24 protein-coding genes and 1 tRNA gene are annotated in these 21,461 nt (G+C 74.5%); 15 read left to right on the plus strand and 10 right to left on the minus strand.

The genetic code is table 11. From position 1 onward, the window contains the following. Positions 1–23: 23 nt before the first annotated feature. The 3 genes from DQ240_RS10305 to DQ240_RS10315 are packed head-to-tail and all read right to left on the minus strand — an operon-like array spanning position 24 to position 1,688. Positions 24–335, minus strand: coding sequence for a biopolymer transporter Tol (locus DQ240_RS10305; RefSeq protein WP_113839504.1), 312 nt, complete (start codon positions 333–335; stop codon positions 24–26). Beyond that, positions 332–1,186 carry an NAD-dependent protein deacetylase gene (locus DQ240_RS10310; protein ID WP_233498631.1) on the minus strand — a complete coding sequence of 285 codons (855 nt, stop codon included), beginning with the start codon at positions 1,184–1,186 and terminating at the stop codon, positions 332–334. Before DQ240_RS10310 ends, DQ240_RS10305 begins: the two co-directional genes overlap by 4 nt. Before the next feature lie 52 nt (positions 1,187–1,238). Continuing rightward, positions 1,239–1,688, minus strand: a complete 450-nt coding sequence (locus tag DQ240_RS10315) for an SRPBCC family protein (protein WP_113839505.1) — start codon at positions 1,686–1,688, stop codon at positions 1,239–1,241. A 101-nt stretch (positions 1,689–1,789) separates the two neighbouring features. Here DQ240_RS10315 and DQ240_RS10320 point away from each other — a divergent pair, with 101 nt between their 5' ends. After that, positions 1,790–2,122: an MmcQ/YjbR family DNA-binding protein gene (locus DQ240_RS10320; protein WP_113839506.1), complete on the plus strand. Its 333-nt coding sequence runs from the start codon at positions 1,790–1,792 to the stop codon at positions 2,120–2,122. A 117-nt stretch (positions 2,123–2,239) separates the two neighbouring features. Here DQ240_RS10320 and DQ240_RS10325 read toward each other — a convergent pair whose 3' ends face one another. Continuing rightward, a complete protein-coding gene (locus DQ240_RS10325; RefSeq protein WP_147261973.1) occupies positions 2,240–2,617 on the minus strand; it encodes a hypothetical protein in 378 nt (125 codons plus the stop codon). A 99-nt stretch (positions 2,618–2,716) separates the two neighbouring features. Here DQ240_RS10325 and DQ240_RS10330 point away from each other — a divergent pair, with 99 nt between their 5' ends. The 3 genes from DQ240_RS10330 (at position 2,717) to DQ240_RS10340 (ending at position 4,890) form a co-directional block, all read left to right on the plus strand. After that, a complete protein-coding gene (locus DQ240_RS10330; RefSeq protein WP_113839508.1) occupies positions 2,717–3,505 on the plus strand; it encodes an alpha/beta fold hydrolase in 789 nt (262 codons plus the stop codon). Positions 3,506–3,820: 315 nt separating this feature from the next. Then, positions 3,821–3,893: transfer RNA gene (locus tag DQ240_RS10335), tRNA-Arg, on the plus strand. 241 nt (positions 3,894–4,134) lie between these two features. Next, the gene (locus tag DQ240_RS10340; RefSeq protein ID WP_113839509.1) at positions 4,135–4,890 is read left to right on the plus strand and encodes a hypothetical protein; all 756 of its coding nucleotides are present in this window, start codon (positions 4,135–4,137) and stop codon (positions 4,888–4,890) included. 284 nt (positions 4,891–5,174) lie between these two features. Here DQ240_RS10340 and DQ240_RS10345 read toward each other — a convergent pair whose 3' ends face one another. Further along, positions 5,175–5,555, minus strand: a complete 381-nt coding sequence (locus tag DQ240_RS10345) for a helix-turn-helix transcriptional regulator (protein ID WP_113839510.1) — start codon at positions 5,553–5,555, stop codon at positions 5,175–5,177. Between the two features lie 88 nt (positions 5,556–5,643). Between DQ240_RS10345 and DQ240_RS10350 the strand changes: the two genes are divergently transcribed. The 5 genes from DQ240_RS10350 (at position 5,644) to DQ240_RS10370 (ending at position 12,413) form a co-directional block, all read left to right on the plus strand. Continuing rightward, complete coding sequence (locus DQ240_RS10350; RefSeq protein WP_233498622.1) at positions 5,644–7,359, plus strand: SpoIIE family protein phosphatase; 1,716 nt, start codon at positions 5,644–5,646, stop codon at positions 7,357–7,359. 99 nt (positions 7,360–7,458) lie between these two features. Then, entirely contained in the window at positions 7,459–8,706 is a 1,248-nt protein-coding gene (locus tag DQ240_RS10355) for a triacylglycerol lipase (protein WP_113839511.1), read from the plus strand. A gap of 79 nt (positions 8,707–8,785) precedes the next feature. Next, the gene (locus DQ240_RS10360) at positions 8,786–11,110 is read left to right on the plus strand and encodes a bifunctional diguanylate cyclase/phosphodiesterase (protein WP_113839512.1); all 2,325 of its coding nucleotides are present in this window, start codon (positions 8,786–8,788) and stop codon (positions 11,108–11,110) included. A gap of 78 nt (positions 11,111–11,188) precedes the next feature. After that, positions 11,189–11,617, plus strand: a complete 429-nt coding sequence (locus DQ240_RS10365) for an S-adenosylmethionine decarboxylase (protein ID WP_233498623.1) — start codon at positions 11,189–11,191, stop codon at positions 11,615–11,617. Between the two features lies 1 nt (position 11,618). Then, on the plus strand, positions 11,619–12,413 hold the full coding sequence (locus DQ240_RS10370; protein ID WP_113839513.1) for a hypothetical protein: 795 nt from the start codon (positions 11,619–11,621) through the stop codon (positions 12,411–12,413). Positions 12,414–12,469: 56 nt separating this feature from the next. Here DQ240_RS10370 and DQ240_RS10375 read toward each other — a convergent pair whose 3' ends face one another. From DQ240_RS10375 to DQ240_RS10390, 4 genes are read right to left on the minus strand one after another with little or no spacing between them, the layout of a single operon-like run. Continuing rightward, entirely contained in the window at positions 12,470–13,321 is an 852-nt protein-coding gene (locus DQ240_RS10375; protein WP_113839514.1) for an ABC transporter permease, read from the minus strand. After that, the gene (locus DQ240_RS10380; RefSeq protein WP_233498624.1) at positions 13,318–14,292 is read right to left on the minus strand and encodes an ABC transporter ATP-binding protein; all 975 of its coding nucleotides are present in this window, start codon (positions 14,290–14,292) and stop codon (positions 13,318–13,320) included. The genes DQ240_RS10375 and DQ240_RS10380 overlap by 4 nt, the downstream gene beginning before the upstream one ends. Positions 14,293–14,294: 2 nt before the next feature. Continuing rightward, positions 14,295–15,365 carry a hypothetical protein gene (locus DQ240_RS10385; protein WP_113839515.1) on the minus strand — a complete coding sequence of 357 codons (1,071 nt, stop codon included), beginning with the start codon at positions 15,363–15,365 and terminating at the stop codon, positions 14,295–14,297. Continuing rightward, entirely contained in the window at positions 15,349–15,855 is a 507-nt protein-coding gene (locus tag DQ240_RS10390) for a sigma-70 family RNA polymerase sigma factor (protein ID WP_233498625.1), read from the minus strand. Before DQ240_RS10390 ends, DQ240_RS10385 begins: the two co-directional genes overlap by 17 nt. Positions 15,856–16,050: 195 nt before the next feature. On the opposite strand from DQ240_RS10390, the gene DQ240_RS10395 reads away from it, so the two are divergent. From DQ240_RS10395 to DQ240_RS10415, 5 genes are all read left to right on the plus strand, one after another. Then, complete coding sequence (locus tag DQ240_RS10395) at positions 16,051–16,221, plus strand: CsbD family protein (RefSeq protein ID WP_113839571.1); 171 nt, start codon at positions 16,051–16,053, stop codon at positions 16,219–16,221. 199 nt (positions 16,222–16,420) lie between these two features. Continuing rightward, positions 16,421–16,741, plus strand: a complete 321-nt coding sequence (locus DQ240_RS10400; RefSeq protein WP_113839516.1) for a GNAT family N-acetyltransferase — start codon at positions 16,421–16,423, stop codon at positions 16,739–16,741. A 106-nt stretch (positions 16,742–16,847) separates the two neighbouring features. Then, positions 16,848–18,206: a deoxyribodipyrimidine photo-lyase gene (locus DQ240_RS10405; protein WP_113839572.1), complete on the plus strand. Its 1,359-nt coding sequence runs from the start codon at positions 16,848–16,850 to the stop codon at positions 18,204–18,206. Further along, positions 18,199–19,011 (plus strand): Fpg/Nei family DNA glycosylase, encoded by an 813-nt coding sequence (locus DQ240_RS10410; RefSeq protein ID WP_113839517.1) that lies wholly within the window; start codon positions 18,199–18,201, stop codon positions 19,009–19,011. Before DQ240_RS10405 ends, DQ240_RS10410 begins: the two co-directional genes overlap by 8 nt. 95 nt (positions 19,012–19,106) lie before the next feature. Further along, entirely contained in the window at positions 19,107–19,655 is a 549-nt protein-coding gene (locus DQ240_RS10415) for a sugar O-acetyltransferase (RefSeq protein ID WP_113839573.1), read from the plus strand. Here DQ240_RS10415 and DQ240_RS10420 read toward each other — a convergent pair. Then, positions 19,652–19,954, minus strand: a complete 303-nt coding sequence (locus tag DQ240_RS10420; RefSeq protein ID WP_113839518.1) for a putative quinol monooxygenase — start codon at positions 19,952–19,954, stop codon at positions 19,652–19,654. The genes DQ240_RS10415 and DQ240_RS10420 overlap by 4 nt on opposite strands. Positions 19,955–20,040: 86 nt before the next feature. Here DQ240_RS10420 and DQ240_RS10425 point away from each other — a divergent pair, with 86 nt between their 5' ends. Next, complete coding sequence (locus DQ240_RS10425) at positions 20,041–21,459, plus strand: FAD-dependent oxidoreductase (RefSeq protein ID WP_113839519.1); 1,419 nt, start codon at positions 20,041–20,043, stop codon at positions 21,457–21,459. The last annotated feature ends 2 nt before the right edge of the window (positions 21,460–21,461 follow it).

Here is a 21,461-nt window from a genome sequence, read left to right on the forward strand (position 1 = left end):
CGAGGTCGGGCCCGGCCGCCCGCTCAGTCGAGGGCCTCCAGATCACGCAACGCCGTCTCCCAGCGCGTGCGCCGGGCGTCGTCGTCCTGCTCCCACCACGCCTCGCCGCGCTCCCCCAGCCCGGTCTTGGCCAGCTGGACGCGGGCCCGCGCGGCGGCCAGAGCGGTCGCGTCGTCGGCGCGACCGGCGGCGCGCACCCCGGACCGGCCGACGCCGAGGTGGTGCAGCAGCCGGGCCCGGACGTCGTCGGGCAGCGCCGGATCGGCGGTCCGCCACCGCCGGCCGTCGACGACGATCCAGCGCCCGTCGTCGGTGCGGGAGACCTCGCGGGTCACGTCAGGCGGGTCACGAGCTCGGGCAGCACCTCGCCCAGCGGGGCGTCCACCTTCACGTCGACCTTCGCGTCGCCGCGGGTCTCCCCCAGGTTGACGACGCCGACCGGGATGCCGAGCTCGGCGGCCCTCAGCACGAACCGGTAGCCGCTCATCACGGTCAGGGAGGAGCCGAGGACCAGCAGGCAGCCCGAGTCCTCGAGCAGCCGGAAGCAGTGGTCCACCCGGTCGCGCGGCACGGTCTCGCCGAAGAAGACGACGTCGGGCTTGAGCGGCCCGCCGCCGCAGGCGAGGCAGTCGACCATCACGAACCCGTCGAGCACCTCGTCCGGCAGCTCGGCGTCGCCGTCCGGGTTCACCTCGTCGGCCCGCGGCCCGAAGTCCGGGTTCGCCGCCCGGAGCCGCGCGTCGAGGTCCGCACGCGAGGCGACGTCGCCGCACTCCAGGCAGATCGTGCGGTCCAGCCCGCCGTGCAGCTCCACGACGGCGCGGGCGCCGGCGGCCTGGTGCAGCCCATCGACGTTCTGCGTGATGACACCGCTGAGCAGGCCGGCCGCCTGCAGGTCGGCGACCGCCCGGTGACCGGCGTTCGGGCGGGCGTCGCGCATCTGCCGCCAGCCGACGAAGCTGCGCGCCCAGTAGCGGTGCCGCCCGCGGGGGTCGCGGCGGAACGTCTGCCACGTCATGGGGGTGTGCCGGCGCAGCGACCCGCTGGCTCCGCGGTAGTCGGGGATGCCGGAGTCGGTCGACAGGCCGGCGCCGGAGAGGACCAGCACGTCGCCGTCGCCGACGAGGTCGGCCAGGTCCGCCAGGGCCGGGACGGCGGACTGGACGGCGGGCACTGCGGAACTCACCGGCCCATGGTCCCCCGCGGATCGGTCGTGCGCCGCCGACCGCGAGGGAAGGTCAGGCCGACGCGCCCAACTCCCGCTCCAGGCGGCCGAGCAGGTCCAGGTACACCCGGCGCAGACCCTTGGGCGCGAAGGTGCGCTCGAAGAAGCCGCCGATGCCACCGGCGCCGTCCCAGGTGGTCCGCACGCGGACGGTCGTGGCCCCCGCGTCGGCCGGGTGCACGGTCCAGGTGGTCACCATGGAGGATCGGGTGTCGCGCTCGACGAGCGTGTCGGCGTCGGGCTGCGAGACCTGGACCAGCTGCTCGCGCACGCGCTTGGACGTGGCGGCGAACCGCCAGGCGACGCGGGTGCCGGCCCCTCGCCCTCCGGACTCGACCCGGTAGTCGGAGAACTGCTCGGGAAGCGCCCGGCGGCGCACCCCTTCGTAGTCGGCGAGTCCGGCGCGCACCTGCTCGGCCGGAGCGCGGACGACGTGTTCTGCGGTGGCGACGACCGGGCCCATGCCCGTCATCCTGCCGTCACCCCTACCCGGCCGGCCCCTCACGGGAGAGGGAGATGGCAGGGACATGATCACGTCGCCCGACGCCGCTACGCTCGAGCGCCGTGACCGGTCCGGACACGATCGCAGACATCGCCCTGGCGCTACCCGCGGTGGAGCAGCACACCCATTTCGGGCTGCCTGCCTATCGGGTGGCGGACAAGCCGTTCGCCGTGCTGCAGCCGTCCGGCCACGCGGTGCTCCACGCGGACCGGGACAACGCTGAGCGTCTCGCTGCGGACACACCAGACGCCTGCGAGCTGGTGCTACGTGGTGAACGGTTCATCGGCATCCGAGTGGACCTGTCCCGGATCGGCGATGACGAACTTCGGCGGCTGGTCACCGCCGCCTGGCGGAACAAGGCGCCCAAGCGACTCGCCACCGCTCACGGCTACTAGCCGGGCCGCGGAGCCGGGTACCCCGTCGACCGGGGTCCAGGCTCGCCAGAGGCACCGGCCGGCCGGGCGCCTCATCACACCGCCGCCGTGAGGGGGCCGCACGGTGAACGAGGGCGACTACGCGTCCCGCTCCTCGCTGTTGAGGTAGCCGCACCGGAACCGGGCGCCGGCCATCGCCTCGGTGAACTGCGCCTCCCAGGCCGGGTCGTCGGCCGAGAAGGTGGCGAACACCCGCTCCTCGAGGACGACGGGCAGCCCGTCGGGTCCGGTGCAGGCCCGGCGCACCAGCACCCGCGTGCGGCCGTCCACCTCGTCGTGGGCCGGGGCCCAGCGGGCGGTGGCGACGGCCGCGGCCAACCGCGCCCGGTCCCGCCGGGTCAGGGCGGCCCGCGCGCCGGACGCCGGGCCCAGCAGGCGCCGCTCCGGCCAGGTGACCCAGACGAGGACGAGCGCGAGCACGACCACCAGTGCCACCGCCGCCAGCAGCCCAGCCATGGTCCGACGGTAGTGCGCCCCACCGTCCTCCGGCCGCGCCGGCACGTACGTGTTCGGCCTCACCGCCTGCCCGTCGGCGACCACGGGTACCGAGGACCGGTGACCGCACCGCTCTCCGTCGTCCGCACCGGCGCCGGCGACCCCCTCCTCCTGCTGCACGGCTGGGGCAGCTCGCGCCGGGACTTCACCTCCGTCGCGCCGGCCCTGTCGGCCTCCTTCGACGTGCTGAACGTCGACCTCCCCGGCGTGGGCGGGTCCCCGGCGCTGGACGGCCGTCCCACGGTCACCGCCCTGACCGACGTCGTCGAGCGCACCCTCGACGCCGAGGACGTGGAGCGGGTGCACGTGCTGGGCAACTCCCTCGGTGCCCGGCTGGGCCTGGAGCTCGCCAAGCGGGGTCGCGCACGCTCGGTCGTGGCGATCGCGCCGTCGGGCCTCAACGTTCCGCCGGAGCGACTGGTGCAGGGCACCGGCATGGCCGTCGCCCGCGTGGTCGGACGGACCGTGTCGCCGCTGATCGAGCCCCTGTCCCGGTCGGCCCTCGGGCGGACGGCGCTGCTGGCGACCCTGAAGGCCCGTCCGTGGAGCGCCTCCCCGGAGGAGACGCTGGGAGTGCGCGAGGGTTTCGCCGACTCCCGGGACTACTGGCGGACCCTGCTGTGGGCACTGCTGTTGGACGTGCCCCGCGGCATGGACCGGATCGACTGCCCGGTCACGCTCGTCCAGGGCACCGCGGACTGGATCGCCTCGGGCCAGACGGTCCGCTACCTGCCGTGGATCCCCGGATCCCGGTTCCGGCCGCTGCTCGCGGCGGGACACGCACCCCAGTCCGACCGGCCCGCCACCATCGTGGAGCTGGTCGAGAAGACCGCCGGCCGCGCCGCCTGACCTCCAGGCCCACGGACGGCGGTCCCCCCGATCGGGCGGACCCGGGGACGGCGGGCCGCCGGCACCGGCCCCACCCGGCTGCGGCTCACGGTGTGGCGCGCCGACCAGCCGGTGCCGGTCGCCTGGCAGTTGCAGGTCACCGACAGCGGCGCCGGCTTGCAGACCCGTCGGCGCGGTCGGGGTGACGGCCCACCTCGAGCAGCGTCACGAGCCCGCCGGTCACCCTGCGGCTGTCCCAGCTGAGCGCCCGGCCGGTCGGCTGACCCGGGAGTCCGCTCCGGGGACGGGGCGCGACTGTGGGATCGTGACGGCCGCGCCCCCGTAGCTCAGGGGATAGAGCATCGGTTTCCTAAACCGTGTGTCGCAGGTTCGAATCCTGCCGGGGGCACTCGCATCGCCACAGGTCGACCGACGATCGCCGCTGCGGATGCGTCCTCCACCGCGGCAGCAGGTCCGCCACTGGAGACGGGCGCCACCCCGGGCGGGTGATCAGCGTGAAGGTCCCGCTCTCCGCCGCCGATGGTCTGCACGACGAGACCGATGGCTCCGCGTCACGGCGAGCACTCGCCTGACCGGCGAACCCGCGGCCGCCACACTGCCGAGCCACCCCTGCACGAGGAGAACCGAACATGCGCCACGTGACCACCCGCCGCGCCCGGAGCATCACGCTGCTGCTCGCCGGCGCGCTGGTCCTCAGTGCCTGTGGCGGCGGCTCTGACGACGAGGTGGCCGCCAGCGCGCCGACCAGCACGTCTGTGGCGCCGACCAGCACTGCTCCTGCGGAGACGTCCGCGGTCGAACCCGCCACTGTCGAGTCCACGACGTTCTCCGGCCCGGCGGTCGACATCTTCGGTGCCGACCAGGTGCAGGCCGCCTACGACCTGACGACGCAGTTCGCCGAGCGGAACTCCTTCGTGATCGAGCACATGGATCACAACTCGGTGGAGACCCCGGCCGACTACGAAGGCCCCGGCGTCATCGACCACATGTCCCACGCGATGGCTGAGGACTACCGGGCCACGGTCGCCGGAGCCTTCGCCGGGGACGCGGGAGCCAACGACCGGCTGAAGTCGATCACATACACCAGCCTGATCGGTGGCAACTCCTCCTTCCGGGCCGAGGGCCCGGCGATCGTCGACCACACCATCGGGGACGCATCTGCTGCGTTCGACGAGACCAATGGCGGCCGGCTGGCGCTGACCTTCACCCAGCACGTGAACGTGCGCGCGAACCGGGATTCGGAGCCGGTCCTGATCGGCCTCGACAAGACCATGACCTTCTATCTCATCGAGACCGCGGCGGGCGGCCAGCACACCTGGCTCATCGACGGGTTGTCCGCGGAGTGGGCAGGCGGACAGGTCGTGCCTGACACGTCGGGCAGCTGACCCTGCCCGGATCGAGCGACGACGACCGGGTGCGAGATCGATACCCGCACCGGGCCGTCGTGCGTCCTGGGACCGACGGCCTGGTGATCTGACGCCCCTACGACGCGCCAGTGAGCGACCAGGGGACGGTCGCGGTCGCGCTCACGCAGTTCGACTGCCCGCCGCCGCTGAGCCGCGCCACGATCCAGCTGCACGGCCACGGTGGATCAGAGCAACGGTCGGTACCCCACCGAGGTCCGCAGGTGCGCGGGTCGGTCTTGCGGTACGGCTCGAGCCGCAGCGGCTCAGCGCTCCGGACGGGCGGTGTCGATCGAGGCCACGGCGTCCTGGGCGCCGTCAAGTGCGTCGAGGAGCGCCTGCCCCTGCCGCAGGTTGGCCGTCAGCAGGCGGCGTGCGACGGCGAGCAGCTCGGCGGTCTGCGGGTCGCTCAGGCAGCAGATGACGTTGTTGCCGGCCCGGCGGCCGGTCACGATCCCGGCCCGTCTCAGCACGGTCACCTGCTGGGACAGGTGCGAGAGCTCCAGACCGGTCCCCTCCGCCAGCTCACCGATGGTGCGCTCCCGCTCGGCCAGCAGCTCGAGGACGCGGATCCGTGCCGGATGCGCCAACGCCTTGAAGAGGTCCGCCTTGGCTTCGGCGAGCGGCCGGCCAGGAGTGAACGGCATGGACCCCATCGTACGTCTGCAGCGGTGGCACCAAGGACTTGATAAAGTCGTCAAGTCCGCAACAGAGCGGGCGGTATCGGGGGGTGGCGTGGCGCGCTGGTGGCGGAGCGGTGACGACCCCGGCACCGAGACCGACGGCGACACGCAGACCCTCGACACGATGCCGATCGGGCTCATCGAGCTCGACACCGAGTGGACCGTGCGCTTCCTCAACGACGCCGCGGAACGGATGACGGGGTACACCCGGGCGGACGTCCTCGGCCGCTCCTACTGGGAGGCCTTCCCGGCCAACGCCGACAACGAGGTCGGAGAGGCCTACCGGGAGGCCGTCGCGCGCCGCGAGCCGCGGACGGTCGAGGCCTTCTACCCCGAGCCCCTCAACCAGTGGTTCGAGGTGCAGGCGGTGCCGACGGCGCAGGGGCTGTGGCTCTACTTCACGGAGGTCAGCGCCCGCCGACAGGCCGTCGAGCGACTCGCCGCGCTCGCGCGGGTGAGCGCCGAGCTGGCCGGCACGCTGCACGCCTCCGCGGCCGTCCCCCGCATCCCCCGGCTCCTGGTCCCGGCGCTGGCCAGCTGGGCGACGATCTCGCTGGTGGCTCCGGACGGCAGCCTCCAGGACGCCGGCAGCTGGCACGTGGACCCCACCAGGACCGGGCTCGTCCGGCGCTTCGCCGCGGCCGCCCAGCAGTCCTCCCCCACCACGTCACCGGCACTGCGCGCGCTGGCCACCGGTGCGCCCGTCACGACGACCGGCGGCCGGCTGACCGGCCGAGCGCTCGACGCCGTCGCGAGCGGCGAGGCGCGGCAGGCGCTGCAGGCACTGGCCCCCGGCGCCATGACGGCACTGCCCATCAAGGGTCCTGACCGGGTGCTCGGCATCCTCACCCTCGGCGTCGACCGACACCGGACGGCGGATCCGGCGGACCTCGCGACGGCCACCGAGGTCGCCCAGCGCATCGGGCTGGCGCTCGACAACGCCCGCCTCTACGAACAGCAGCGCCACCTGGCCGAGGAGCTCCAACGGAGCATGCTGACCGCCCCGCCCGAGCCCGACCACGCGGAGATCGTCGTGCGGTACATGCCGGCCGCCGAGGCCGCCCGGGTCGGCGGCGACTGGTACGACGCCTTCGTGCAGCCCGACGGCGCCACGACGCTCGTGATCGGCGACGTCGTCGGGCACGACACCGCAGCGGCGGCGGCGATGGGACAGCTCCGGAGCATGCTGCGGGGCATCGCGGTCACCGGCGACGCCGGCCCGGCCCAGGTGCTCCGCCAGTTGGACGGCGCCATCGCGCAACTGCAGCTGCAGACCTACGCCACGGCTGCGCTGGCACGCTTCGAGCAGACACCCGCCGACCTGCGCCGCGGCATCACCCGGATGCGCTGGGCCAACGCCGGCCATCCCCCACCGCTGGTCATCCACCCCGACGGGACGGTCGCGGAGCTGGCCAGCTGGCACGGCGAGCTCATGCTCGGCGTGGACCACACCACCCCGCGGAGCGACTCCGTCGTCACGCTGGACCGCGACACCACCGTGCTCCTGTACACCGACGGGCTCATCGAACGACGCGGCGCCGACCTCGACGACGGCATGGAACGGCTCCGCGCCGCCGCGGCGGACCTGGCCGACCGCCCCCTGGACGAGCTGTGCGACGAGGTCATCGCGCGACTCGTCGAGACCACCCCCGAGGACGACGTCGCCCTCGTCGCCATCCGCCTGCACCGCCAGGACCGGCCGCGTCCGGACGAGGCCGGCCCCCAGGTCGTCCCACCCACCGTCGGCCCGGACCCAGCGACGAGCTGACAGCCCCCGCGGCGGGCGACCCACCGCCCATCGTCCAGTTCTCCGCTTTGCCACCGGTGGAAGTCCGGGGCACCCTCGGCGCGAGGTGAGGGGGACGCCGTGCGGCGCGACGAGGTGCTCGGGCTCTCGGAGCTGGCGGGGATGGGCCTGGGCGGGTTCACCCGCCGGGTCTCCGAGTTCCAGGCGGGCATCGCCGGCCGGGCGTTCGGCGTCGTCGGCCCGGTCGGCGCGCCGTTCCGCGTGGCGTACGACGCGATCTCGGGGCTGGCCTACGGCGGCGTGCGGTTCGCCCTCGGTGCCGGCGCCCGCGCCGTCGGGGCCGTCGCGACCGTCGCGGCCGACGACCGCCCGCTCGACGGGTCCCCCGCGGGCCGGCGGGCCCTCGGCGTGCTCAACGGGATCTACGGCGACTCCGTGGCCCGGCGCGCCCCCGGTCTCGCCACCCCGATGACCGTCCGCGTCGCCGGCCGCCCGGTGCCGACGACGCCCGCCGACCTCGCCGCGGCGTTCCCGGACGCCGGCGACCGCCTGGTGGTCTTCCTGCACGGCCTGACCGAGACGGAGGCCTCCTGGGACCGCCGGTCGCAGCGCCACCACGGCGCGCCCGGCACCAACTACGGCACCCTGCTGCACCGCGATCTGGGCCTGACGCCGGTGTTCGTCCGCTACAACACCGGCCTGCACCTCTCCGACAACGGCCGCCAGCTCGCCACGCTGCTCGCCGACCTCGTGGCGGGCTGGCCGCTCCCGGTCCGGGACGTCGTCCTCATCGGGCACTCGATGGGCGGGCTGATCGCGCGCGCCGCCCTCCACTCCGCCGGCAGCGGCACCGCGGACGCGGGCCCGTGGACGCCGCTGGTCCGCGACACGATCACCCTCGGGAGCCCGCACCTCGGTGCGCCCCTGGAGCGCGGCGCGCACGCGCTGACCGGACTGCTCGCCCGGCTGCCCGAGACCCGTCCGCTGTCGCGGGTGCTCGCCGCGCGCAGCGTCGGCATCAAGGACCTGCGCCACGGCACCCTGGTCGAGGCCGACTGGAGCGGCCGCGACCTCGACGCGCGGGAGGCCGCGGCGCACACGCACGTGCCCCTGTCCGACGGCGCCCGCCACTTCGTCGTCCTCGCCACGCTGACCCGGGACCCCTCGGCGCGCACCGCCGGCCTGCTCGGGGACCTGCTGGTCCCGCCGCTCAGCGCCAGCGGCGACACCGGGGACGACGACCGGCTGGCCTTCCCGCCCGACCACGTCACCCGCATCGGCGGCCTCAACCACTTCGACCTGCAGAACGACCCCCGCGTCTACCGCGCCATCCGGGGTTGGCTGACCGCCCGGGACGGGATCGACTGAGACCGGCGACTCACCCCTCCGGGTGACGAGGGGGGAGTCTCGGTTGGAGATCTTGGTCCGCCGCGCCGATGTCCGGTGCATGTCGAGACGGCAGCAGCGTGTCACCACCACCCGGTGGCGACCGTTCTCCCTGCTCTTCCTGACGCTCGGCCTGACGGCGCTCTACGCGACCGGCCTGTGGGGGCGGCCGTTCAGCCCCGTCTGGGACCGGACCTACGACGTCGTCCTCTACAACCTCCCGTACCTGGCCTCGGCGGCGGCGTGCATCGCCGCGGCCCGACGCGTGCGTCCCGAGCGGCTGGCCTGGCACGGGCTGGCCGCCGCGATGCTGCTGGGGGCGCTCGGCAACGCCCTGCGCGTGCTGTCCTCCGGGCTGGAGGGCAGCGGGCCGGCGTCCGGTCTGGCCAACGCCGTCTCGATGCTGGCCTACCTGGCGATGTACGTGCCGATCTACGTCCTGATCCGCACCCGGGTCCCCCGGTTCCACCCCAGCATGTGGCTGGACGGCGTCATCGGCGCACTGGGGAGCCTCGCCGCCGGCGTCGCCTTCCTGCTCGGCCCCTACCTCTTCCCCGGACCGGGCGAGCAGGTCGTGCCGGCCGCCGACCTCGTCCCCCCGATCACGACCGTGCTCCTCATCGGCGTGCTCGTCGGCGTCGGGTCGATCCTCGGCGTGCGGCTGGACCGCACGCTGTTCCTGCTCGGCGTCGGGCTGTGCTTCATCTGCGCGTCCGACCTGGTCCTGTTCGCCCTCAAGGTGCACGACACCTACGTCGACGGCGGTCCGCTCGAGCTCGGCTGGCTGGTGTGCGTGGTCCTGGCCGCCGCGGCGGCGACGGGCGCGCAGGAGCGGCCGGTCCCCGTGGACCGCCCCGGCTCGCGCCTGGGGTGGCGGCTGCTGGCGCTGCCCCTGGTCTGCATCGTCGCCGCCCTCGCCGTCCTCGCGGCCGGCTGGTCCCAGCCGCTGCCCGCCGTCTCGGCGTGGCTGGCCATCGGCTCCGTGCTGGCCGGGCTCGCCCGCATCGGCGTCACCTTCCGCGAGGTGCGCAGCTTCAACCAGGTCAAGCGCGAGTCGCGCACCGACGAGCTCACCGGCCTGCCCAACCGTCGCTCGCTGCTGGAGGACGCCGAGCGCATCGTGGCCGCAGCGACCCCGGAGCAGCCGGCTGCCTTCCTGCTGCTCGACATGGACGGCTTCAAGGAGGTCAACGACAGCCTCGGGCACACCGCCGGCGACGAGCTGCTGCGCCTGATCGGCCCGCGGCTGCGCGGGTCCCTCCGCTCGCAGGACGTCCTGGCCCGCCTCGGGGGCGACGAGTTCGCCGTCCTGCTGCCCGGGACCGGCGTCCAGCAGGCCCAGCTCCTGGCCGAGCGCCTGCGCGAGCTCCTCCTCGAGCCGTTCACCGTGTCCGGCGTCCGGCTGCACGTCGGCGTCAGCATCGGTGTGGCGACGACGCCCGCCCCGGCCGCGACCGTGCAGGAACTGCTGCACTGCGCCGACGTGGCGATGTACACCGCGAAGAACGACCGCGTGGGCGTGCACGTCTACGTCCCCGACCCCGTGACCGGCACCGCCGGCAGCGATCGGCTCCGCACCATGGAGGAGCTGCGCACCGCGCTGGGGAGCGACGAGCTCGTCATCCACCTGCAGCCGCAGACGAGCCTGCACGACGGCAGCGTCGTCGGCGCCGAGGCGCTCATCCGGTGGAACCACCCCACCCGGGGTCTGCTCTCCCCCGCCCACCTGCTGCCCGCCGCCGAGCAGGCCGGACTGCTGCGCCCGCTGACCGACCGCGTGCTCGAGCTGGCGCTCGAGGCGGTCGCCCTCTGGTGGCCCGAGCGCCGGGTCCCGGTCGCGGTGAACCTCTCCGCGGCCAACGTCACCGACCTCGACCTGCCGGAGAAGGTGGCCGCCGCGCTGCAGCGCCACGGTCTGCCCAGCGAGGCCCTGACCCTCGAACTGGTCGAGGACACCCTGATGACCGACGCCGAGCGGGGCCGCACGGTGCTCGGCGACCTGCGCCGCATCGGCGTGCGGACGTCGATCGACGACTACGGCACCGGGTACAGCTCGCTCGCCTACCTGCGGCACCTGCCGGCCGACGAGCTCAAGCTGGACCGGTCGCTGACCGCCGACGTCGACCGCGACCCCCGGGCCGCGGCGATCGTCCAGCACACCGTCGCGCTGGCCCACGACCTCGGCCTCACCCTGGTCGCCGAGGGCGTGGAGACACTGGCGACGAGCGCGACGCTCGCCCGGCTGGGCTGCGACGTCGCGCAGGGCTTCGCGATCGCCCGCCCCATGCCCGTGGGCGACTTCCTCTCGTGGTTGGCCGCCTCCGACGCCGGTGTGTTGAGTACCACGCTGATCCCCGACCTGAGCTCCGGAGTGCGCGCGAACTGACCACCAACGTGCGGTTGATGTCGTCCGATCAGGCGTAGCGGAACTGACTCGTCACCCACAGTCATGCACCATGGGCGCGTGCACCCGTCCTCGACCTTCTCCGCCCTGGTCAGCTCGCCGCCGCGCAGCGGTGACAGCACCCCTCCCCAGCCGGGCTCCAGGGGGTGGTACGAGCTCGCCCCGGAGATCCTCCGGCAACGCCTGGTGATCGAGGGCGTCCCGGCCGGCCCCGTCGACGACGAGCAGATCCGGCAGTACCTCTCGGCGCTGTCGCGCGAGGTCGACATGGTGCAGCTGCTGGAGCCGGTGACCCACCGCTCGGACCTCTACGGCTGGGCCGGGTGGATCCACTGGGAGACCTCCGGCGCCCATTTCTACGCGTGGGAGCAGCCGCGGCTGTTCTTCTCGGTCGACATCTACACGTGCAAGGCGTTCGACCCCGACGTCGCCGTCGCCTTCACCCGCGAGTTCTTCTCCGCGGGCACGATCGTCGCGAAGTCCTTCTGAGGTGGCGCTCCGGCTGCTGATCGCGCACACCCCCGCCGAGCGCGACGCCGCCCGGCGGGTCGAAGCGCAGGTGTTCCTGGAGGCCTTCGGGAACACCCCGGACGTCATGGAGCAGGAGTACGGCCCCTACGAGGCGCTCTCCCGCTTCGTCGTCGTCGTCGACGACGCCGACGGGTCGGCGCTGGGCACCGCCCGGCTGATCACCCCCGACGACGCCGGCACGCTGAAGACACTGGTCGACATGGCCGGCGACCCGTGGCACCTCCCGCCCGCCGAGGCTCTCGAGGCGAAGGGCCTCACCGGCCGCGTGGTCTGGGACGTCGCCACGCTCGCCGTCGACCCCCGGTTCCGCGCCGGTGCCGCGGGCGCCGAGGTCAGCCTCGCGCTGTGCCACGGCATCTGGCAGTACTCCCGCAACTGTGGCGTCGACGGGCTCGTCACGATCCTCGACGACGGCGTGCTGCAGCTGGTCCAGGCGATGGGCCTGCCGTGGTTCCCCATGACCGGGGCCAGTTCGCACCCGTACCTGGGCTCTCCGGCGAGCACGCCCTGCGACTTCCTCGTGGCGACGGCGGGCGACCACGTGCGCGCCACGCAGCCCGAGCTCGCCCCGGCGCTGGTCGAGGGCCGGTTCCGGTCCATCACGCTGGACCCGGCCGACCTCTCCGCCGACCGCGGCGGACCGCTGGACGAGCCCGACCCGATGCCGGTGCAGTCCGCGGTCCCGCGCCGCGACACCACCGGCTGGCGCCCCCCGACGGCGAACCGCGGCGTCACCTCGTCACCTGCGCGCTGACGGCCCCGTCCAGAGGCTCGTCCCGAGCCTGCGAGGGATGAGGGGGACGGGGTCCTTCAGACGTCGCGGCGGTCGAGCGTGACCGCCGTCAGCGCCCAGACCAGCGCGATCCAGGCGAGGGCCCAGAGCAGGTAGGGGACGGCGAGCGGCGCCTCGCTGAGGAACGGGAAGCCGGCGCCCTCGCTGCCCATGGTGGCCAGGGCGGAGGGGTCCTGGAACGCGTGCATCGCACCGCGCCACAAGCCGTCGGTGGGCAGCAGCACCCGCGACACCGTGCCGACCCGCTCCACGCCCTCGTTGCCGAGCACCTGCCCGACGTTGCCGACGATCCCCGCGACCCAGGTGGCGCCGAACAGCCCCACGGCGACCACGCCGGAGGCCATCGGCGAGATGACGCTCGACAGCAGCAGGCCCAGGGTGAGCAGCACGATGGTCTGCGCGGCCAGCAGGGCCAGCCCACCGGCGGGGTCCGGCGGCCAGTAGCCGACCGCCCACCGGACGACGAGGAACTGGGCGAGCCCGGCCACCACGACGTAGCCGCAGCCGACGGCGACCAGGCCGAGCCACTTGCCCAGCAGCAGGGTCGTGCGCCGGATCGGTCGGGCCATGACCGACAGCGCCATCCCCGACTCGATCTCGCCGGAGACGGTCGGCCCGGCCAGGAACGCGGTGCCCAGCGCGGCGATCAGGCTCAGCCCGAACATCACCAGGTTGAGCAGCTGGGAGGCGATCAGCCGGGCCTGGCCGGAGGTGAGGTCGCCGAACTCGGTGTCCAGCCCGGTCAGCCGGGAGAACCCCCAGCCGCTGAGGACCAGCAGCGCGACGGTGAGGACGGCCAGCGCCCACAGCACGCGCCGGCGGGCGGCCTCCCGGACGGTCAGCCGCGCGATGGTGAGGACGGCGCTCACCGTTGCTCCCCCGGACCGTGCCCGGCGCGCAGGATGCCGAGCAACCGCTCCTCGAGGCTGATCCGGGCGGGCTCCACCGCGTGCACCCCGACCCCGAGCGCGACCAGGTCGGCCACCAGCGCCGGCACCGACCGGCCGTCGTCCTCGGCCGGCAGCACCACCGTGAAGCGGTCGCCGCCGCCGGAGACCTCCCCGGCCGCGCGCAGCCGCGCCTCGGCGCGGGCGTCCACCCCGGTGAGGTGCAGCTTCACCTCGCGCCGGCCGAGCAGCTCGGCGAGCGTGCCGGCCGCCGCCACCCGGCCCTGGTCGAGGATCACCACCCGGTCGCAGACCCGCTCCACCTCGCCGATCAGGTGCGAGTTGAGCAGCACCGCCACGCCCCGCGCCTTGAGCGACAGCACCAGGTCGCGCACGTCGACCCGGCCGATCGGGTCCAGCGCGCTGGTCGGCTCGTCGAGGACCACGAGTTCCGGGCGGCCGACCAGCGCGACGGCCAGGCCCAGCCGCTGCTGCATCCCCTTGGAGAAGCCGCCGACGCGGTCGGCGGCGCGTCCGTCCAGGCCGACGGTCGCCAGCCGCTCGCGCCCCTCCGCCCCGGTCATCGGCACTCCGGCCAGTCGGGCGTGCAGCGCCAGGACCTCCGCGGCGGTGAGCCACGGCTGGTAGCGGAACAGCTCGGGGAGGTAGCCCACCCGCTGCCGGGAGGCCGGGTCGCTGCCCGGCCGGCCCAGCACCATGACCTCGCCCGCGTCCGCCCGGACCAGCCCCAGCAGCATCTTGATCACGCTGGTCTTGCCGGCACCGTTGGGCCCGAGCAGCCCGACCACCTCGCCGCGGCCGACGGCGAACGAGACACCGTCGACCGCCGTCCGGCGCCGGTACCGCTTGCGCAGTCCCGAGCACCACACCGCCGGGGAGTCCGGCAGGTCCGCGACCAGCTCGGCCGCGCTCCGGGTGTCCTCCGCCGCCACGGTCAGCGCAGGCCGCGGGCGACGGCGAGGACCTCGTCGGCGCTCACCGCACCGGCGACCGCGGTGAGCACGCCGTCCTCCACCCAGACCACGCCGGCGACCACGCCGTCCCGGGACTGCAGCACGGTGGCCGGCACGCCGTCGACGTCGGCGGTCGAGCTGGTAACCATCCCCTCGGGCACGGGCAGCGGCAGCGTCCGCGCGTCGGCCGAGAACTCGCGCAGCTGGTCGGCGACGTCGTCGGGCAGGCTCGGGAGCGAGAGCAGGTAGTCGCGCACCGTCTCGAACGGCACGCCGTCGGACTCGGCGGTCGGCGCGACCGCCCGCCCCACGGCGAACACCGGGATGCCGGAGGGCTGCCGCCAGACGGCGGCGACGGCGGGGCCGGCCGAGAGCTGCACCCGGCTGCCGTCGAGCCCGGGCGGCGGAGCCGGCAGCTCCTCCCCCGCGGCGTCGGCGGCCTGCGCCGCCTCCTCCGCCGAGAAGGTGAACACCGCCCTCAGCGGGTCGACGACGAGGTACTCGGGATCCCCGGTCACGCCGGTCGGGAGGTCGCCGGCCTCCGGCACCGCCAGGCCGGTCCGCTCCTCGGCGGCCGCGGCGTCGGGCACCGAGGTGGGCTCCTCGTCCCCGGTGACCTCGAGGTCGCCGAAGTCGGACAGGTCGGGCAGTGCCACGAGGTCGCCCTCGCTCAGCTCCACCGGCTGCACCTGCTCGGTGCGGAAGATCGGCAGCCAGTCGTTGGCCGCGGCGACCCCGGCGCCGGAGAGAACGACGACCGCGCCCAGTGCAGCGGCGGCCGGACCGCGGAGCGCGGGTGCCCACCGGCGGCGGGCCGGCGCCGCCGTCCGCCCGGCCGGGGCGGCCGAACGCAGCCGCATCCAGGCGGCGTCGACGTCGACCGGCACGTCGGGGGCGGGCAGCACTGCGGCGGCGGCCCGGGCGTCGGCGCGGGCTGCATCGAGGCCGGCGAGGCAGGTGGCGCAGCCGGCGACGTGCGCGCGGTCGGCGTCAGGGACACCGACCGGCTCGTCGACCAGCCGGCGCAGGACGCCCTCAGTCGGATGACGCATCGCGGACCATCTCCTTGCGCAGTGCGGACTCGGCGCGTCGCACGGTGGTGCCGACGCTGCCGACGGACAGATCGAGGGCGGCCGCCACCTCGTCGTAGCTCAGGCCGCTGTGCCGCAGGACCAGGGCGACCGCCTGCTTGCGCGGCAGCCGGGCGAGGGCGGCGCGGACCCGGCCGTGCTCCTCGCGCGAGACGACGGCGTCGGCCACGTCGGGGACCTCGGCCGGCTGCTGCCGACCGACGGCGTCCTCCCGGGCGGTGCGCCGCCGGCCGGACCGGAGGAGGTTCAGCGCGGTGTGCGCGGCGGCCACGCTCAGCCAGCCACCGGCCTCGGCCGCCGGCACCGAGGAGCGACCGAAGTCGAGGAACACCTCCTGGGCGACGTCCTCGGCCTGGTCGCGCGAGCCGAGCACCCGGGCGGCCACGCCGACCACCCGCGGGTAGTGGGCGCGGAAGACCTCCTCGAGGTCCGCCCGGACGCGCTCCCTCACGCGCCCTCGGGACGCCGGGACGGCGAGGGGAGGCACCGTCCACCGCTCGTGCTGCACCAGGTCCACATCAGGTACAGCACCGCCGGGGCCGCGGATGTGACACGGCCAGAGGATGCACCCCGCGCCGATCTTGCGATCTCATGACGAAGCGCGTCGAGCCGGGTGGACGGCTCCGGCGGCGGGCACCACCCCGGCATGAGTGCGATGGACAAGATGAAGAACAAGGCCGAGGAACTCACCGGGAAGGCCAAGGAGACGACGGGCGACGCGACCGGCGACCGCGACCTGCAGGCGGAGGGCAAGGCCGACCAGACGACCGGCAACCTCAAGCAGGCGGGCGAGAAGGTCAAGGACGTCTTCGAGTAGGCCGACCCGGCCCGGTCGTCCCTCGACGGGGGACGACCGGGCCGTACCCGCCCTCCCGGGTGCCACCCGGTCGGGCGGTTCCGACGCGCCCTCGGATCCGAACCGGCAACTCGCGCCGTGTCCGAGGCGTTACCTTTTGCGTACGCACATCGAGCCCCGGCAACGGCGCCGGCGGCCGGGAGAGGGTGGGCAGCGCACGATGGAGACGAGTGTGGTCGACGTCCCCGACAAGGGGCGGTTCGAGGTCCGGCTGGGCGAGCGCGTCGTCGGCCTCGCCAGCTACCACGTCGAGAACGGCGTGATGACGCTCCCGCACACCGAGGTCGACCCGTCCGTGGGCGGCCGTGGCATCGGCTCCGCGCTGGTCGCCGGGGTCCTCGACGCGGCACGCGAGCGCGGCCTGCACGTCCTGCCGTACTGCTCCTTCATCCGGCACTACATCCAGCAGCACCCGGACTACATGGACCTGGTGCGGGGCGACGACCGCCCGCACTTCGGGCTGGCCACCGCCCAGGCGTAGCCCTTCCCGGCCTCGGTGCAGGGGCCCGCGCCGAGCGTGCGAGGCGTGGGCGGGCACCGAGGTCCTTCGACTGCGCACAACCGGAATCGCACATAGCGTGGCGCGGGTGCCCCCCAGCGTCCTGTGGTTCCGCCGCGACCTGCGCCTCGGTGACCACCCGGCCCTGCTCGCCGCCATCGAGGCCGCCGACGAGGTGCTGCCGCTGTTCGTCGTCGACCCGCGGCTGTGGGAGCCCTCGGGCACACCCCGGCGCGAGTACCTCCGCCGCTGCCTGGCCGAGCTCCGCGAGGCGAGCGGCGGCGCACTGGTCATCCGCTCCGGCGACCCGGCCGACGTCGTCCCGGCCGTGGCCCGCGAGGTGGGGGCCGGCTCCGTGCACGTCTCGGCCGACACCGGCCCCTACGGCCGCCGCCGCGACGCCGCCGTCGAGCGGGCCCTCGGTGAGGTCGCGTTCGTCCGGACCGGCTCGCCGTACGCGGTGGGCCCGGGGCTGGTGACCAAGCGCGACGGCAGCCCGTTCCAGGTCTTCTCCCCGTTCGCCCGCGCCTGGCGCGAGCACGGCTGGCCCGCCCCGGCTCCGCACCCGGACGACGTCCCCTGGTGCTCCGGCCCACGGACGGAGGACCTGCCCCCGGCGCAGGACCTCGGCGCCACCGAGCTGCCGCCGGCCGGCGAGGCCGCCGCGCACGCGGCCTGGGACCGGTTCCGGGAGCAGCGGCTCACCGGCTACGCGGAGGGACGCAACCTCCCGGCCGGGAACGGCACGAGCCGGCTCTCGCCGCACCTGAAGTACGGGACGATCCACCCACGCACACTGCTGGCCGACCTCGCCTCCGAGGACCAGAACGAGGCCGTGCGCCGTTACACCGACGAGCTGGCCTGGCGGGAGTTCTACGCCGACGTGCTGTGGCACCGGCCCGAGTCGGCGAGGGAGTACCTGCGCCCGGAGCTGCAGTCGATCGGCTACGACTCCGGTCCGCACGCCGAGGAACTCGTCCGGGCCTGGGAGACCGGTCGCACCGGCTTCCCGATCGTCGACGCCGGGATGCGCCAGCTGCTGGGTGAGGCCTACGTGCACAACCGGGTGCGGATGATCGTGGCCTCGTTCCTGGTCAAGGACCTGCACCAGGAGTGGACACGGGGAGCGCGGTACTTCATGCAGCACCTGGTCGACGGCGACCTCGCGAGCAACAACCACGGCTGGCAGTGGGTCGCCGGGACCGGCACCGACGCCTCGCCGTACTACCGGGTCTTCAACCCGGTCACCCAGGGGAAGAAGTTCGACCCCGACGGCGAGTACGTGAAGCGCTGGGTGCCCGAGCTGCGCGACCTGGACTCCCGGTACGTGCACGAACCGTGGACGGCGCCCGGCGGCGTGCCCGCGGGCTATCCCGAGCCGATCGTGGACCACGCGCACGAGCGCAGGGTCGCGCTCGACCGGTTCGAGCGGGTGCGCCGTGCCTGAGGGCCACACCCTGTTCCGGCTGGCCCGCGAGCAGCAGGAGGCGTTCGCCGGCCGGCCGGTGCACGTGACCAGCCCGCAGGGCCGCTTCGCCGCGGGCGCCGAGCTGCTCGACGGCCGGGTGCTCGAGGAGGTCACCAGCTACGGCAAGCACCTCTTCGCCTGCTTCGGCGCCGACACCCTCCACGTCCACCTGGGGCTCTACGGCACCTACACCAGCGGCGTCGGCATGCCCCCTCCCCCGCGCGGCGCCCTCCGGATGCGCTGGGAGGGCCCGGGTCCCGACGGCCAGGGCGTGTGGACCGACCTGCGCGGAGCCACGGCCTGCGAGGTGCTGACCACCCCCGAGGTCGACAGGATCCTCGACCGGCTGGGACCCGACCCGCTCCGCGCCCGCAGCCGGGACGGCGCCGTCGCCCACGCCCGGATCGCCCGCAGCCGCACCGCCGTCGGCGCGCTGCTCATGGACCAGTCGGTGCTCGCCGGCGTCGGCAACGTCTACCGCGCGGAGATCCTCTTCCGGCACGGCATCTCGCCGTTCCGCCCCGGCCGCGACGTCGGCGCCGAGGAGTGGGCCGCGCTGTGGGCCGACCTGGTCACGCTGATGCGCTCCGGCGTCCGCCTCGGCCGGATCGTCACCACGCGAGCGGAGGACCGCAGCCGCAAGCGTGGCCCGGCCTCCCGGGAGGACGCGCACTACGTCTACCGGCGGACCGGGCTGCCCTGCCGGATCTGCGGCACCGAGGTGCGGACCCAGGAGATGGTGGGCCGCAACCTCTACTGGTGCCCCGTCTGCCAGGCGGTCTGAGCGGAGTCGTTGGGTGACGGTTTCCGTCACCCAACGACTCCGCTCCTGTCCGACCAGCGTGCGAGGGTCGCCCCGTGGTGCGGAACGAGCGGCGCATGCCGACACGGACGCCCGAGTCGCGGGCCTTCGCCCAGCGGGTGCAGGTGGTCATGACGCTGACCGCACGCCTCAACGCCCTGCCGTTCGACGACCTCGACGGCCGCCGGGCGCTGCTGACCGAGATCTTCGGCGGACCGGTCCCCGACGACCTCACGGTCCTGCCGCCCTTCTACTGCGACCACGGGCTCCGGACGTCGTTCGGGGAGCGCGTCTTCGTCAACCAGGGGTGCTGGTTCATGGACCTCGGCGGGATCACCATCGGCGACCGGGTCCTGATCGGGCCGCGGGTCACGCTGAGCACCGCCGGCCACCCCGTCGACCCCGCCGAGCGGTTCGACTTCCTCACGTACGCGCCCATCGTCATCGAGGACGACGTCTGGATCGGCGCCGCCGCCACCGTCACCCCCGGCGTGACGATCGGCCGCGGCTCGGTGGTGGGCGCGGGCGCCGTCGTCGCGGGGGACGTGCCGCCGATGAGTGTGGTGACGGCGACGAGCGCGGTCGAGCGGCGGCGGTTGGGGCCGCCGCCCGACGCCGGGGCCTAGAGGGCGCCCTTGGTACCGGCGGGCAGCGGGTCGAGGAGCTGGACCTCGGGGGCGCCACTGACCTTGCCGGCCAGCTTCGGGCCGATCGCGGTCAGCGCCGGCGCCGTCATGTGCGTGTTCAGCGCCTCCCGGCTCTCCCACTTCTCGATCATCACCAGGACCCCGTCGGCCTCGTGCAGCGCGTAGAGCTCGCAACCGGGCTCGGCGTGCACCTCGGGGAGGATGTCCAGGAAAGCCTGCTTCACGGCGTCGAGGTGCTCGGGCAGCGGGCGGATGTGGGCGACGACGACGACGGACATGCGGGTCCTCCAACGGCAGCGGTGGCGACAGGCCCGACGGGACCGGTGGTTGGCGCATCCCGGCCCCGCGGGTCAGGATGCCGATCATGTCGGACGCCGAGGAGACTGCCAGCACACCCGCCCCCCGTCGCCTCCGGGTCGCGGTCGTCGGAGCGGGGCCCGCCGGCATCTACGCCGCCGAGGCACTGACCCGCCAGGACGACGTCCCGGTCGCCGTCGACCTGATCGACCGGCTGCCCACGCCCTTCGGTCTGGTCCGGCACGGGATCGCCCCCGACCACCTGCGCATGCGCGCCCTGCGCGACACCCTGCACGGGGTGCTGGACCACGAGCACGTGCGCTTCGTCGGCAACGTCGAGATCGGCACCGACCTCTCCCTGGAGGAGCTGCGGCGGCACGTCGACGCGGTCGTCTACACCTACGGCGCCTCCCGTGACCGGGCGCTGTCCATCGAGGGCGAGGACCTGCCCGGCAGCATCGCCGCCACCGACCTCGTGGGCTGGTACTGCGGTCACCCCGACGCCGACCGGGAGCGGATCGAGGCGGCCCTGCAGGGCGTGCGCAACGCGATCGTGATCGGCGTCGGCAACGTGGCGCTCGACGTGGCCCGGGTGCTGGTGCGCACCCCCGAGGAGCTCGACCCCACCGACATGCCGCAGCACGTCCTCGACGCGCTCGCCGCCGCGCCGGTGGAGTCGGTGACGGTGCTGGGCCGGCGCGGTCCGGCGCAGGCGAGCTTCACGACCAAGGAGCTCGACGAGCTGGGCGAGCTGGCCGGTGCCACGGTGCTCGTCGACGGCGCCGACCTGCCCGGCGAGGAGGAGCCGCCGCCGGCGGACCGGCTCAAGGCGCGCAACATCAAGGTGCTGCGCGGCTACGCGCCCAACACCGCCGAGCCGGGGCGGGCCACGATCACGCTGCGCTTCTTCGCCCGGCCGGCCCGGATCGTCGGCGAGGACCGCGTCACCGGCGTCGAGGTGGAGCGCACCGCCGTCGACGCGGACGGCCGCGCGACGGGGACCGGCGAGTACACGACGCTGCCCGCGGACCTCGTCGTCCGCTCGGTCGGCTACCGGGGCCTGCCGCTGCCCGGGCTGCCGCTGGACACCTCCTCGAACACGGTGCCGAACGAGGCCGGCCGGGTGCTGCGCGACGGCGCCCCGTCGGCCGGGGAGTACGTCGCCGGCTGGATCAAGCGCGGGCCCACGGGCGTCGTCGGCACGAACAAGCACGACGCCCGCGAGACCGTGGCCACCCTCCTGGCCGACGTGCAGGAGGGGACCATCGCCCCGCACGGCGACGAGGACGACCTGGTGCGCACGCTGCGCGCCCGCGGCGCCGACCCGGTGCTGCTGCCGAACTGGAAGGCCATCGACGCCGCCGAGACCGCGCTGGGTGCCACCCGCGGCCGCCAGCGGACGACGATCCACGACCGCGACGACCTGCTCGCGGCGGCCCGCGCAGCGGAGATCGAGGCCGAGGCGGAGGCCGCCGCCGACAGCTGAGG

The sequence above is a fragment of the Blastococcus sp. TF02A-26 genome (assembly GCF_003319125.1).
Taxonomy (GTDB): Bacteria; Actinomycetota; Actinomycetes; order Mycobacteriales; family Geodermatophilaceae; genus Trujillonella.

Bases quoted from the DNA above. Each gene is read 5' to 3' on its own strand.
- DQ240_RS10315 (WP_113839505.1), bottom strand. From the start codon at position 1,688: ATGGGCCCGGTCGTCGCCACCGCAGAACACGTCGTCCGCGCTCCGGCC.
- DQ240_RS10325 (WP_147261973.1), bottom strand. From the start codon at position 2,617: ATGGCTGGGCTGCTGGCGGCGGTGGCACTGGTGGTCGTGCTCGCGCTC.
- DQ240_RS10340 (WP_113839509.1), top strand. From the start codon at position 4,135: ATGCGCCACGTGACCACCCGCCGCGCCCGGAGCATCACGCTGCTGCTC.
- DQ240_RS10345 (WP_113839510.1), bottom strand. From the start codon at position 5,555: ATGCCGTTCACTCCTGGCCGGCCGCTCGCCGAAGCCAAGGCGGACCTC.
- DQ240_RS10360 (WP_113839512.1), top strand. From the start codon at position 8,786: ATGTCGAGACGGCAGCAGCGTGTCACCACCACCCGGTGGCGACCGTTC.
- DQ240_RS10385 (WP_113839515.1), bottom strand. From the start codon at position 15,365: ATGCGTCATCCGACTGAGGGCGTCCTGCGCCGGCTGGTCGACGAGCCG.
- DQ240_RS10395 (WP_113839571.1), top strand. From the start codon at position 16,051: ATGAGTGCGATGGACAAGATGAAGAACAAGGCCGAGGAACTCACCGGG.
- DQ240_RS10400 (WP_113839516.1), top strand. From the start codon at position 16,421: ATGGAGACGAGTGTGGTCGACGTCCCCGACAAGGGGCGGTTCGAGGTC.
- DQ240_RS10415 (WP_113839573.1), top strand. From the start codon at position 19,107: ATGCCGACACGGACGCCCGAGTCGCGGGCCTTCGCCCAGCGGGTGCAG.
- DQ240_RS10420 (WP_113839518.1), bottom strand. From the start codon at position 19,954: ATGTCCGTCGTCGTCGTCGCCCACATCCGCCCGCTGCCCGAGCACCTC.
- DQ240_RS10425 (WP_113839519.1), top strand. From the start codon at position 20,041: ATGTCGGACGCCGAGGAGACTGCCAGCACACCCGCCCCCCGTCGCCTC.